General features: G+C 42.3%; 16 protein-coding genes. All 16 read right to left on the bottom strand.

Going from position 1 to position 13358, the window contains the following annotated elements:
- Positions 1-533: 533 nt before the first annotated feature.
- The 16 genes from EYS13_RS04790 to EYS13_RS04715 all read right to left on the bottom strand — a co-directional run bounded on the left by EYS13_RS04790 (position 534) and on the right by EYS13_RS04715 (position 13354).
- A complete protein-coding gene (locus EYS13_RS04790; protein ID WP_227766443.1) occupies positions 534-1892 on the bottom strand; it encodes a sensor histidine kinase in 1359 nt (452 codons plus the stop codon).
- A gap of 16 nt (positions 1893-1908) precedes the next feature.
- Positions 1909-2598, bottom strand: coding sequence for a response regulator transcription factor (locus EYS13_RS04785; protein WP_277998254.1), 690 nt, complete (start codon positions 2596-2598; stop codon positions 1909-1911).
- Positions 2599-2660: 62 nt separating this feature from the next.
- The gene (locus tag EYS13_RS04780) at positions 2661-3140 is read right to left on the bottom strand and encodes a DUF2680 domain-containing protein (RefSeq protein ID WP_227766439.1); all 480 of its coding nucleotides are present in this window, start codon (positions 3138-3140) and stop codon (positions 2661-2663) included.
- A gap of 143 nt (positions 3141-3283) precedes the next feature.
- On the bottom strand, positions 3284-3814 hold the full coding sequence (locus EYS13_RS04775; RefSeq protein WP_227766438.1) for a permease: 531 nt from the start codon (positions 3812-3814) through the stop codon (positions 3284-3286).
- 2 nt (positions 3815-3816) lie between these two features.
- A complete protein-coding gene (locus EYS13_RS04770) occupies positions 3817-4296 on the bottom strand; it encodes a permease (RefSeq protein WP_227766436.1) in 480 nt (159 codons plus the stop codon).
- Between the two features lie 13 nt (positions 4297-4309).
- Entirely contained in the window at positions 4310-4687 is a 378-nt protein-coding gene (locus EYS13_RS04765; protein ID WP_227766434.1) for a helix-turn-helix transcriptional regulator, read from the bottom strand.
- 189 nt (positions 4688-4876) lie between these two features.
- Positions 4877-5197 (bottom strand): hypothetical protein, encoded by a 321-nt coding sequence (locus tag EYS13_RS04760; RefSeq protein ID WP_227766432.1) that lies wholly within the window; start codon positions 5195-5197, stop codon positions 4877-4879.
- Between the two features lie 17 nt (positions 5198-5214).
- A complete protein-coding gene (locus EYS13_RS04755; protein WP_227766430.1) occupies positions 5215-6042 on the bottom strand; it encodes a carbon-nitrogen hydrolase family protein in 828 nt (275 codons plus the stop codon).
- Between the two features lie 48 nt (positions 6043-6090).
- A complete protein-coding gene (locus EYS13_RS04750) occupies positions 6091-6591 on the bottom strand; it encodes a hypothetical protein (RefSeq protein WP_227766428.1) in 501 nt (166 codons plus the stop codon).
- 74 nt (positions 6592-6665) lie between these two features.
- Positions 6666-7352: a transaldolase family protein gene (locus EYS13_RS04745; RefSeq protein WP_227766426.1), complete on the bottom strand. Its 687-nt coding sequence runs from the start codon at positions 7350-7352 to the stop codon at positions 6666-6668.
- 101 nt (positions 7353-7453) lie between these two features.
- Positions 7454-7939 (bottom strand): SprT family zinc-dependent metalloprotease, encoded by a 486-nt coding sequence (locus tag EYS13_RS04740; protein WP_227766424.1) that lies wholly within the window; start codon positions 7937-7939, stop codon positions 7454-7456.
- A 134-nt stretch (positions 7940-8073) separates the two neighbouring features.
- A complete protein-coding gene (locus EYS13_RS04735) occupies positions 8074-9231 on the bottom strand; it encodes a glycosyltransferase family 4 protein (RefSeq protein ID WP_227766422.1) in 1158 nt (385 codons plus the stop codon).
- Between the two features lie 30 nt (positions 9232-9261).
- Positions 9262-9915 carry a pyrophosphatase PpaX gene (gene ppaX / locus EYS13_RS04730; protein WP_227766420.1) on the bottom strand — a complete coding sequence of 218 codons (654 nt, stop codon included), beginning with the start codon at positions 9913-9915 and terminating at the stop codon, positions 9262-9264.
- A gap of 85 nt (positions 9916-10000) precedes the next feature.
- Positions 10001-10858 (bottom strand): damage-control phosphatase ARMT1 family protein, encoded by an 858-nt coding sequence (locus tag EYS13_RS04725; RefSeq protein ID WP_227766418.1) that lies wholly within the window; start codon positions 10856-10858, stop codon positions 10001-10003.
- A gap of 13 nt (positions 10859-10871) precedes the next feature.
- Positions 10872-11660, bottom strand: coding sequence for an alpha/beta fold hydrolase (locus EYS13_RS04720; protein ID WP_227766416.1), 789 nt, complete (start codon positions 11658-11660; stop codon positions 10872-10874).
- Positions 11657-13354 (bottom strand): adenosylcobalamin-dependent ribonucleoside-diphosphate reductase, encoded by a 1698-nt coding sequence (locus EYS13_RS04715; protein ID WP_227766414.1) that lies wholly within the window; start codon positions 13352-13354, stop codon positions 11657-11659. Before EYS13_RS04715 ends, EYS13_RS04720 begins: the two co-directional genes overlap by 4 nt.
- Positions 13355-13358: the final 4 nt, after the last annotated feature.

Here is a 13358-nt window from a genome sequence, read left to right as displayed (position 1 = left end):
GAGTAAAGGTGCGAAGCTATTCATGAGTAAAATGTGTTTATTGGAGGACAAAACATGTAGTAACTGTGGGGAATGCAATTTTTGCGATCTTGACCATGCTAAAATCTGTGATAACTGCTGTGCTTGTTTAGGAGACGCTGAATATACCGGTGTTTATATTGACGACATACTTTTTAACATCGAAGATATAACTAAGGAAAAACATAACAAATGATAACTCATTTATATGTAAAACATTTAACAGCTTCGAATAGTCTTCAAAGCGGGAAACTGGTTGATAATTGTTCAAGAAGCTGTTTTGTTATTTTGGAATGGCGCCAGGAAAATGGCGTCATTTTTGCATCAGATTGATTCCCATAATATTAATTATGTAAACCTAATTGGAGAAGTACCTTGGGGCACCTATTATTTCCGACCCTAAGGAATTGTGCTCAAGGCTTCGATTACCATACTTGCGCAGGTGCTCTATGTTTCCCTTTGCTTACAGATAAAAACATTGGCTTACGAAATTCCTGTCGTTTAAAACAAACTGATTATTCGCTAAGCATTTTTGGTATTGTAAAGATAAATCTGGTTCCTGTGCCCGGATTACTTTCCACCCAAATTCTCCCTCCATGAGCTTCCACAAAACCCTTAGCAATAGCCAGCCCTAGCCCAACTCCGCCTTCGGCCCTGCTTCTGGACTTGTCTGCCCGGTAGAACCTGTTAAAGATATGCGGCAGATGCTCCTCCGGAATTCCTGTTCCCGTATCCTGCACTGCAAATTTTAAACCCTCACCTATATGCCGAGCCTCTAGAGATACCGTCCCGCCGCTTGGGGTATGTTTTAAGGCATTTGTTAATAGGTTCATAATAACCTGGGTGATGCGGTCTTTGTCAAGAACCACCTCTTCCTGCGGAGCTATGTCTACATCGCAAATGAGGTTAATCCCCCTAGCTTCTGCTTCAAAACCCACAGTTGTTGCGATCTGCTGCATAAGCTGCTTCAGGTTTGTGGGACCAAGGTTCAGCTTTAACTTGCCTGCCTCCACCAAGGTGAGTTCCTGTAAATCAGTGACTAAGCGCGACATGCAGATTACCTCATCATGGAGCGAGGAAATTACCGCTTGCGTAGGCAAAGTCTCTCCATCCAGTAAAGTTTCCAGGTTACCCCGCAATACCGCCAAGGGAGTTCGCAACTCGTGGGCCACATCTGCCACTAGGTTTTTCCTGATTTGCTCGTGCTTAACCAGACTATCAATCATATCATTATAGCTTTTCGCTAAGTCCCCAATTTCGTCATCACCGGTAACTTGAACTTTCATTCCTCTTTCTGGCGAGGTCATAGCCTGCACCGCCTGAGTTAATTTCAGCAGCGGTAAAGTGATACGGCGGGAATACATAACTCCTAACCCGATAGCGACAAGCATAGAAAACAAGCCGCCCAGCAAAACCATTCGCTTAATGGAGCGGTAAAACTCCTCTTCAAGGGGTAAAAGTTGATGATGGGTCCTGGGAGATAATACAACATAACCTATAAGCTGGTCATTTAAAGCCAGAGGCTGCCCTTTTTTTATCAGTTCAGCATAGTTTTCCCCTCCAGGTTCCGAATCATAAATAACTTCTTGCTTGTTGTCCAAGAGTATAAACCTTTCTTCCATAAGCCACCTTCTGCTAAAACGCTGCCTTCCCGGGATGGGTTTAAAGAACATTTCCACTCCTTGCCAGCTTCCGTTTTGGGAATAATAGCTTTCCAAATAATTTGCCCACTGCGCTTGCATCATGAGCCTCTGGTTTTCTATATAGGTGTTAAAGATATTTTTAATGGTATAATTGGAGATAAGTCCAAAAATGCTGGTAGCTACTACTACCACCAGTAACATGGCCACCGTGATTTTTCCCCTGAGCGTCATTTCAATTCACCCTTGTCTAATTTTTAGCGAACTTATAGCCTACCCCAAATACCGTGAGGATATATTTCGGATTTGCTGGGTCATCCTCAATCTTTTTTCGGATATTACTAATGTGACTGTCAACTGAACGCTCATAACCCAGATAGGCCACTCCCAAGGCCGAATCTAATATTTGAGCGCGGCTGAAAGTCCGTCCCGGGTTTTTTGCAAGGAGACCCAAAATGCTGAATTCCGTAGGGGTCAGTTCTATAGGGGTTCCCCTAAGCTCAACCACATGTTCGCTGAAATTGATCTTCAGATCACTAAAATTCACTGTTTCAATCGCGATAGCACTGGTTTGACTTGCTCGCCTTAGGACAGCTTTGATTCTGGCCAATAATTCCCTTAAGCTGAATGGCTTGGTAATGTAGTCGTCTGCACCAAGTTCCAAGCCCAGTAGCTTATCTATCTCCTCCGCTTTTGCCGTGAGCATAATGATTGGGAGATTTGATTCCTGGCGAATTTGCTTGCAGATCTCTAAACCACTCATTCCAGGCAGCATTAAGTCCAGAACAACCAAGTCAGGATTGAATTTTGTTAGCTCTTGAAGTGCTTTATCCCCATCCTGGCATACTGCAGTTTCATAGCCTTCTGCTAACAAGAATGCAGAAATCATTTCAGCTATTTTAGGCTCATCTTCTACAATCATAATTTTCTGTTTACCCATCATCTTCACCTCTGAGCGGTCAATAAATGCTAAAAAGGGAGGTTCTCCCTCCCTAAATTATACTATAGTTGGCTAGAATTACCACGCAGGCCGTAGCCTCCACGCCCAAAGCCTTTTGCACCCCGGTTGCCTTTCCAGATGTTGCCGGTTGTGGTACGTTCCATATTGCTTTCAATCCTTGTCTCAAGGTTCTGCAAGCAATAATTAGCTTGTTCTTGGGTAATTTTGCCATCAGCAACCAACTGCTGTAATGTATCCTTACGTGTACTCACAACTTTATCAATTAGCTGCTCTTTCTCGATCCCTTTTTCTTTGGCAATGTCAACCATGGATTGACCGCTTTGTCTGGCAGCAATCAAATCCGATTCGCTCATGCCCAGCAAGTCAGCAATTACTGTCCTCATGCTGCCGTACATCCGTCCAATGGCGACACCGGCCCCTCGATTTGTTGTGGATTCGGCAGCAAAAGCCGGCACCGTACTGATGAGTAAAGCAGTGGTAAGAAGCAGCATTACCCCTTGTTTAATTCTTTTTTTTAGCATTAGCATCTCTCCTTCCAAGTTTTTATCGACCGGTCTATTGTTAGTATAAATATTAGTTGCTAAAAACTTTTCAGGAAGATGTTGAGATTTTGTCAAGATTACAGTTCAGCCCTAGATGCTTTTTGTTAATTAATATTATTTGGCTACAGTGATTCAGCCTTTGCCAGTATTTCCTCTCTTTCTGCATGCGAAAGTAAAGAATATAGCACATAGCTGATAACTATGATGCCAGGTATATCAATTGCAAGCCGTGTTACAGCAAATTTTGCTCCCAATGCTGATAGTTCAAAGAGAAACATTGGGATTTTAGTGGTTGACCAGGCACCAATAAAAATAAAAATGTTGCTTAATTTGACCCCTTTTTTCATAAAAACCGTTGCTATGGGAAAAGCACCGTAGAGTGGCCCGGCCGCAGCTGAACCTAAAATGATCGCTAAAAGGATCCCCACTAGGCCTGAACCTTCCCCCATATACTTTACCATGGTCTCCCTGGGTACCCAGACATCAAGCAATCCCAAAAGCACGAATACAGGCGGTATGACTACAATCATTTCCTTAAAACTTAGTAAGGTAAGATTAACGGCTTTTAACCCGATTTGAACATTTACCGCCATAATCGCCAGTATTACGCCTAGAGTCAGTGCAAAAAATCGATATCTCTTGAAGATTTCCACGCTTAACCCACCACCTTGTTAATTACTGCTGCTACAAGAAATGAAAAAAGGAATGCCAATAAATTGCGTACAACAGTAACCTTTTTCCCAAAATATTTTATTTCAACTGGGGCCGTAACTACCCCCACCATCATCAGCGTAGATAATAAAGCAGCAATTTGCATTAAACCGGCTCCACCCTGCAGCAGCATGGCTGCTGTCGGAAATGCTACAAAGCCTGGAATCAAAGTGATTGCTCCTATCACTGCTGCCAAAATTACACCGAACCATCCAGATTTGTTCCCTATTATCCGTGATACCATGTATGGGTTTAAGAGAGCTAAAATAATACCTACCAGTACAATTACGCTTAACAATTCGGGAAGAATATTTTCAAAAGCTTTCCATGCCTTTTTTAGCGCCATCTTAGTTTTTTGCTTGTCCCTGAAATAAGACAAAATAAGTAAAATCGTTGTTATCACGTACAAAACGTAATCGGACATCTAGTTTTTCACCTCAGCTTTTAGGAAATTCCTTTTGAAATATTTCCAAAAACCCTTCTAGCATGGCTTTAGTAGCACCGATATGCTCTGCCCAAGCACGAAGATAATCATCCGCTTCTTTGGCAATGTTATAAACTTTTTTGGCGGGGCCTGAACCTTCCGTATCCCAGGTGGATGAAATCAAGCCCTTCTCTTCCAAACGTCGAAGGTGTCGGTAAACTACTCCTGGGTCGGGTTTAGCCAGTAGAAAATCAAGCTGATGAATTTTTTCAATCAGTTCATAGCCGTGGGCAGCCTTCTGCTTTAAAAGGAGCAGTAAGCAGGGCTCTAAAAACCGCTCCATCCTTCTGCCACCGCACCCGCAGTTCTCATGCCCTTTTTTAGTGCACAAAATTATCATCCCCTTTAAGTGCAAAAAGCATATAGTGACACATTGTCACTATAGTCAGTTTATCACTGTTTTGCTAAAACTATCAACCTTTTTGTTTTCAGTTTCAGGTGGATTTTTAACATTTTCTGCATGTCACTTTCCCTGGTGCAAAAAATAAAACCCCACTGGATAGGGGGTGTTGTTCACTGTTTATTCGTTAGAATCTTGCTTCTTTCCAAAATCTGGAGGTAATTTTTTGGCTAGCTCTATGGCCTCATCTACCATGAGATTAAAACCTTTGACCACCAGCTCTTGTTTTTTCTTGAATGCATCCAAAAGTTGCTCTTGCTTTACGCCTTCTTGTATAAGATCATTTAAAACCTTGTCACAATAGCAACCAGGCCTACCTTTGTTTAGTTCAAGATATTTCCATGTAAAGGAACGTAAAAGCTTATCCCCTTGGATTCCTTCCTGTATTAAACCTTGCAAAATTCCATAACAATCTATTTTGCACAAGTCCGAATGGCCCATAATATTTCCCTCCAGACTTATAATTTTGAAACACGATATAAATCCGTCCGCCGTTGTTTCCAGATAGGTATTGCCGTCCGGGCTTCCTCAATTTCAGCCAGATTCAGCTCTACCAGAAGCAATCTTTCATCTTCACTGGCTTTAGCAATGATTTGCCCCCAAGGGTCAACCGCCAAAGAATGCCCGTAAGCAATGTAAGAAGCAGCTTCATTCCTGGCAGGAGAATTACCTAAGACAAAAACTTGGTTATCCAAAGCCCTGCTCTTAAAGAGTGTTTCCCAATGGGCCGGACCGGTTGTCATATTAAAGGCCGCAGGTACAAAAATCATGCCTGCACCCTCCATCGCCATGATCCTGCATAGCTCGGGAAAACGAATATCAAAACAAATCATCACTCCTATTTTCCCAAAGGAGGTTGCTACAACCGTGATGTTATTACCACCCTTCAACACCTTCGACTCTTTGAAGGAAATCCCGTTTTTCACCTGCACATCGAATAAATGAATTTTTCTGTGCTTACCCAGCAATTTCCCTTCTGGGTTAAAGATCAGGCAGGTATTGTAGAGATTTTCATCATCGTCCAACTCAGGGATCGATCCGCCAATCAGGTAGATTTGCTTTTCCCGTGCCATTTCGGCCAGCATATATACCGTTTCACCCTGGGGCAGCTTTTCCGCATAGGGGCGAAAACAGTTGATATCGTAAGGGCAGTTGAACATTTCCGGCAGCATTACCATTTGCGCTCCCTGCTCTGCTGCCTCTTTAATCATTTTTTGAGCACGCTGCAAGTTTCTTTTTTTATTATCTTCAACCTTCATCTGGCATAGCGCCACTTTAACTTGCAATTTAGAATCCCCTCCGGGTTTTAGTTTAGTCAAAAATTAGGATGATGATTAAAAAATTTTTTCTTCTTGGGTTACAGATCTTTTGATCCTTTCCAGCAACGTAAATAGATTACATACTTTGCAGTATTCTTCCCTGCTTAACTCTCTCAAATCGTTGTACTTATACAAGGTCAAAAAGATATCATAAAGATCAAAAATATCTTTGATAATTGAACTATTATATTTTAATAGTTCATATTTCACTTTGTTGTATTCCTCAAATTTAAAGTTAGTTTGGTAGGAATATTGTTTAGGTTTTTCTTTTCCCTGGAAAATAGCGCTTAGGGCTTGATCTTTATCCTCAAGCATGGCGCGGTTGTAATCTATTTCATGCCACAAATATTTTGTAACAATTTTAATTGCCAATTCATCCCTTTTTTCTTGTTCTGTCTTCACTAAATTTCTCTGCTCAACGAGAAGTTTCTCAACAACTTTATATGAAGCAAAGCTCCCCAACAGGGCGCCCGCCAGACCGGCAACTGCCGCTATCACAATTGCTGCAATTTGCATAGCTAGGTATGCGACCTCCCTTTAGTATCTTGCTGTAATGCATCGTTATACAGTTAGATCCATGTTTGGGGTGACTAAAAATTAAAAACATCGGTTAACAGCTTTCCCGCACCATAAACTTCTTCCCAATCGGTTTTGAAGCTATTGACGCTTGCCCAGGTTAAAGGATGTTCCAGCAACTGTTCCATTAATTCAGCACTAACGGTAACAGCATGAACTCCGCAAAGTGCTGCTTTGTGGACCTGTTCTACATTTTTAAAGCTTGCCGCTAAAACCTTGGTGCCTAGTTGATATAATTTGCAAAACTTCATAATCTCCCCAAGTACCTCTACCCCATCACCACAGATATTGTCCAGCCTGTTAACATAAGGTGCAACAAAAGAAGCGCCTGCTGCAGCAGCCATTAATGCCTGTTGGGGGGTGAAAATTGCCGTGGCCGTTGTTTTCATGTTAAGTTTAGTTAATTCTTTAATTGCTTTAATTCCTTGCGGCACTGCCGGTATTTTTATATAGAGGTTGCCGGTGATTTGGCTCGAAAGGTACTTTGCTTCTCTTACCATTTCCTCTGATGAAGTTCCCATAACTTGGACATGCAGCATGGATTCAGGGCCAATTATATTCCGTATATCAGTGAATAGTTCTTTTAAATTGCTTTTTTCCCTGGAAATAATTGAGGGATTAGTTGTTACTCCCGACACAGGGAATAAATCGTAGCATTTTCGTAGCTGTTCTATATTTGCTGTATCAAGTAAATACATCATTGCCCTTACCCTTTCCTGCTAAATTTTGGTTTAGTTGAGTACATTTCTATTTTACCATGAATTTCTGTTTGTTTTTCAAAACGGGAAAACAACATTGTAAACTATTTGTTAGCCAGCTCCAACAGCTCACCTTTGCAGACGCCGCAGACATATTTTTTTCGGGGGGATAGTTTTCTGTCACGCAGAAAAATTTTGCCGCATTGTTTACAGGTATATAACCAGCGGGGCTTTTTAGCTCTTTCTTTGGCGTGAAGCTCCACATACCCTCCTTGCTCTTTGATGGATTCCACGTATTTTTTGAATTCTTTGCCGTGGCCAGCTGCAATTAAATGGATCATTTCGTGCAAGAGAGTTTGCTCTGTCTCCGCAGACGGGTATTTCCGGTGATACCATGTTGATAATCTGATCACCGGGCATTTATGCTTGTATTTGTAGCAAACACCTGCGGAGGTAGTTAACTTATTTGACCATTCGATTTTGATCTCTTTTGGCAGTTTGCCGGCGAAATATTTGTCGTTAAACCTTTGATAAATCCTATAAAGTTGATCTGTGCTCAATAATTCCTGTGCGTCTTTATCCTGCGTCATAGGTCATCAACTCCATATCTCATAAAAAAAGCCCTTTTAGGGCTTGAAGCACTATCTCTTTTCTCTTGACTGGTGGATAGCAGATTCCGTTTCGGTCTTTTTGTTGAAAATTAATTTACGCCAAAAGGCTTTGTTTAACCAACAGCAGCTTGATACTTATGATCCAACAAGTTTTGGTAGCATTTTAATAGCAACTTGGCCGATTTACTCGCCGAAATATTCTCTACATTTTGGCGGGCATTATTTCCCAGCCTTTTTCTCTCTTCGGGATCAGCCAAAAGCTGCAAAATCCTGTCCACAAAAACTTCCTGTACAAGTGGAGTTAAATAACCGTCAATTCCTGGATTTATCATTTCTTTGGCACCAAAAGCTTCAACAGCAACAATTGGTAATCCGGCTGCTTTAGCTTCGCCCAGCACCAGCCCTTGAGTTTCCGTGACCGAAGCAAAAACAAAAAGGTCAGCCCCCAGGTAGGCGTTTACAACTTTGGCCCGATCAAGCGTACCGGTAAAAACGACTTTATGCCCAATTTGCAAGGTTGTACAGAGTTCCTTGAAATATTCCTCCTGAGGCCCACCGCCTACAAGTACCAAAGTCGTCTGCGGCGCAGCTTGCAAAATTTGCTGAAAAGATTGCAGTAGGAAATCTAAGTTTTTTTCCAAACCCAAGCGACCTACATAAAGCAGCACCAGGTCATTTTCAGGTATTTGATAGGTTTGTCTAAGCCAGCCTGCATTTCCTTTAGCATAATCCCGTAAATCAATCCCTGTGGGAATGGGTTTGATTTCCGTAGTCACTCCGTATTGTCTTAATACTTCTTCTATTACACCGGTTGGAACTACTACTAAATCACAGTTATTGCAAAAATCCTTGCTAACTTTACGCACGACCCAGCGACTAAAGTTTTGGGCGATTGGGACATAATGCACATACTGGTCGTAAAGAGTATGGTAGGTATATACTAAAGGTATACCTAATTTTTTGGCGATTTTAGCACCCAAACGCCCCAATAAAAAGGGAGAATGGACATGAATAATATCTATGCCTAAGGATTGCACTGTTTTGCCCAAAGTAGGTGAGATAGGTATAGCTAAGGTAAAGTCCTGGTGCGCCAGAGAGGGCACCGATATAAAACGAAAAACATCTTCCTCTTTTTTACAATTAGGATAATTTGGGGCAAAAATATAGACCTTATGTCCTAAGGAACGGAATTCGGCGCTGAATGTTTCAATTGAGCGCACAACACCGCTGGTATATGGGCGATAACTATCGCTGAAAAAGGCTATATTCATTCTACTGTACCCCCTTCACCCCATATCGGGTCAAATGCTATTCAACTTATCCACAATTTCCACCAGCTCAGAGGCATTATTCAGCACAAATGTAGGTTTTAGCTCCAAAAGGCTTTGCAAAGGGATGTTCGACCAGCTGACAGCGGCAGTGGCGACACCTGCCCGTTGTGCACTAACAATATCGTGGGGACTATCGCCCACCATCAAACAACGCCCCGGAGCAGTTTGTACAAGCTCCAGTGCGAGCAACACGGGCTCCGGGTTGGGTTTATGAATTGTTGTGTCCTCCAGTCCAATAATTACATCAAACAACTGCTCAATTTTAAACAACTCTAGGCCCTTGATAGCGGTCTTCTTAACCTTGGAAGTTACTATACCCAGTTTTATCTTTCTCTGTTTTAATTCCTGAAGCATCTCTTTTATACCAGGAAAAATCTTGACCATATTATCGTGGTGCTGCAAATTAAATTCCCTGTATGTCAGGACCATTTCTTGCCCTTTTCCCGGCATTAGTTCTTCTAAACCTTCGATTAGTGGCTTACCAAAGGAAGGCAAAAGCTCCTCGAGCGTTACTTCGCGTCCCAAATATTTGCGGGCAACATGTTGAAAGGAAGCGACAATTAAATCAGTTGTATCAAGTAAAGTGCCATCCAAATCAAACAGTATGGCTTCAATATGCTGCATCTTGTTCCTCCTTTTGCCAAGACTATTATATCATGGTTTTGACAAAAGATCGTACCATTAAATCAGAGAGAAGCAGGTTTCCTTCTTATATCTTGTTCTGCCTAAAAACAATATCCCCTAGTTCTACCCCTAAATGCTCGGCTACAATCTCGCATTTTGCTTTAAGTAAAAAGAATATCCTTTTGCCTCCTGCTACGTTTCCTTCCAATGTTTCGTAATTAGCCTGTCCTTTAGCGATTATGACGTCCGCAGTTAGGAAGTGATCAATAAATTCTTCACTACACTTCTCTAAAATTGTACCTAAAAAGTTGTTACCATTAGGTAATACCTGAGAGATCTTATCCATACCAACCTGTTGTGCATCTAACATAGTAGCATCATTTAAAATAAAACCGCTTTTTACACCATATAACACTTCCAAACCTAGCTTGTTTAGCTCGGCTACTAAGATTTTATCAAAAACAATTTCGCCGCTGTTATCACCGATAATCAATATTTTCTTTGCATCTGGCAATAAACGGGAAAAGCGTAGGTAGTGGTCGATGGCAAAAGGTGTATGCAAAGCGCTGTAAACGCTTTCCTGCAAATCGTAATGTTCAATTATCCCCAAATCAATAATATTGCCAGCGACAGCTAATTTTAAAGCGGTATAAACCGGTTCGTGACCCAAGTCTAGCTCCAAACTGGCTAATAGTTTTTCTGCTTGCCGGTTGGAGTATTCTTTAGCTCTCCGAAAAGGATCCTCTCCTCCCAAAGCTTGCACTAACTTATGCAAAACAAGAGAGGAATTGGCTGCTGGTGTTGCCTCGTTAGAAAGTTCGGGTATAAGCTGACAGAGCTGATTTAATACCTCCCATTTTTCTTCTTCCTTGATACCTGCATGTTTAAAAGCAGAAAGAGCCTGCTTTAAATAACAAGGGACACAAGTGGTGGTAACTCTCACATATGTCAACTCCTTAGTTAAAATTGCTGTGACAAAAGTTAAGGATTTTTTCTGTAATTTTTAGCGGGTGCTGAAACATTAACATATGATTTCCGCCTGCAATAAGGTGTAGTTCAGAGCCCGGAATGAAGTGATGTAAAGCCTGGCTTAAGGTCGGGGGGGTAACCTGATCCTTCGTCCCTACGATTATGCTTACCGGCAGGTTGAGCTTCTGCAATTTGGTTGTTGGCAACTTTACCTTGGCACAGGACTTAAAATCGCATAATAAGGTTTTCTTCGGAATTTTATGCAGTTCCAGGTAAGCTTTTTCCTGAGCTTTTTTAACATCATCTCCATACAATTGGGCAAGCATCAACTGTAAACCGTTTTCCTGCTGGAGCAGTTTTAAAAGATTATTGGCCTCCGGTAATTCCGCACCTGTTCCTAAAAGAATTAAACCCCGACAGGACAATCTCCCGCTGATTGCAACTAAAAGAGCAATCGCGCCTCCCATGGAATGCCCAATTAAGATCGGTTGTTTTAGTCCTAAAAGCTGGCAAAAAGAAATTACGCTTTCGGCGTAACTTTCCAGGGAACCTCCCGGTTCACCTGTTGATTTACCATGACCCGGCAAGTCCAGTGCATAAACTTCGAAGCCCTGTTGTGCCAGTGCATGCCATTGGTATAACCAATGACGATGGTTGCCCCCTGCTCCGTGTATGAACAGCAGGGATGGAAACCCGGAGTCTTTGTGTCGGGAAATATAGAATATTTTTTCTTGAGGTAATTGCAGTAAAGACATAGGATCACCAATCCGGTTCAAATACCAGCCCGCAGCGCTTCCTGTTCCCTGCTGCCGCTGCGGTATACGGTTATTCCCTTGCAACCTAGTTGGTAGGCCAGGGTGAATATATGCAAAATCTCCTCCGCTGTAGTTGTCATGGGTAAATTAACCGTCTTGGATACAGCGTTATCGCAATGTTTTTGAAATGCTGCCTGCATTCTGACATGCCAGTAAGGCGCTATTTCTCTGGCGGTAACAAAGACACGGCGCCAGGATTTAGGTAACTGCAAACAATTTGCCAAGCTGCCTGTAGAAAGAACCTCATGCAGCACCTCTTGGACTTGACTTTGACTGAAATTTTCCCGCAAGGCCTGATGAAAAACAGGATTGATTTGGGCTTTTAATTCCCCTTCCAGCGCTTGTTTGCTGAAGGCCAGGGCAAAAGCGGGTTCTATACCGGGACTGGTGTCGGCTATAATGCTGATGGAACCTGTAGGAGCAATGGTAGTACAGGTTGCATTCCGCTGGGGTTGTTGAAGAATGCTTTTGTTAATATTTGGAAAATTACCCCTTGCTGCGGCCAGTTCCCTGGAACTGTTCCGGGCAACCCTTTGAATAAAGGACATCACTTCTTCAGCAAGCTGCAGCGCTTCGTCCGAATCATAGGGAATAAACAATTTGTACAGCATATTAGCCCAGCCCATGACCCCTAAACCAATTTTACGGTTGCCTTTAACCAGTGCCGTTATTTCCGGTAGCGGGTAGGAGCCGGCGTCAATGGCATTATCCAAAAACCTGACAGCCATTCTTATAGCCTGTTCCAACTTAACCCAATTTACTACACCGTTTTCCACCATGTTGGTCAGGTTAATGGATCCAAGAATGCAAGCTTCGTATGGTAAAAGCGGCTGTTCCCCGCAGGGGTTGGTTGCTTCAATGTAGCCGAGTTCCGGAGTTGGGTTGGCAGCATTAATTGTGTCCAAAAAAATTACACCTGGTTCGCCGTTATGCCAGGCTTGCTCGGCAATTAGCTTTAAAATTTCTGCAGCATTCATTGTACCTAATCGTTTGCCTTGAAAAACAAGTTCATAATTATTAGCTGTGCTTGCCGCTTTCATAAATTCGTCTGAAAGAGCAACCGAGATATTAAAATTTGTCAATTCTCCCGGCTTATTTTTAGCAGTAATAAATTCCAAAATATCCGGGTGGTCTACTCGCAAGAGTGCTATATTTGCCCCCCTGCGAGTCCCCCCCTGTTTAATAGCTTCTGTTGCTGCGTTAAAAACCCGGATAAAACTGACCGGCCCGGAGGCAACGCCGCCAGTTGATTTGACCGGAAAGCTTTTAGGCCTTATCCTTGAAAAGGAAAATCCGGTACCGCCGCCACTTTTATGTATAAGTGCGGCATTTTTAATGGTCATAAAAATATCTTCAATACTATCTTCAACCGGGAGCACAAAGCATGCTGCCAGTTGATTAAGTTCACGGCCGGCATTCATTAAAGTCGGGCTGTTTGGTAAAAAGTCCAAATTGGACATCAACTCATAAAAACTCCGCGCAATTGCTGTCAATTCTTTTTCCGTAATTCGGGGATTGTACAGCCGCTCAACGACAGCAATACTATTTGCTACCCTTTGAAAAAGCTCTTCTGGGCTTTCAACCGCTTTACCTTGCTCATTTTTACGAAGATACCTTTTTTCCAGGACTAATTTGGCTGTTGGAGATAAGTGCATACTT

Source organism: Zhaonella formicivorans, assembly GCF_004353525.1.
Taxonomy (GTDB): domain Bacteria; phylum Bacillota; class DUOV01; order DUOV01; family Zhaonellaceae; genus Zhaonella; species Zhaonella formicivorans.
The sequence above is the reverse complement of the archived record's forward strand: the minus strand, read 5'-3'. Positions and strand labels throughout refer to the sequence as shown.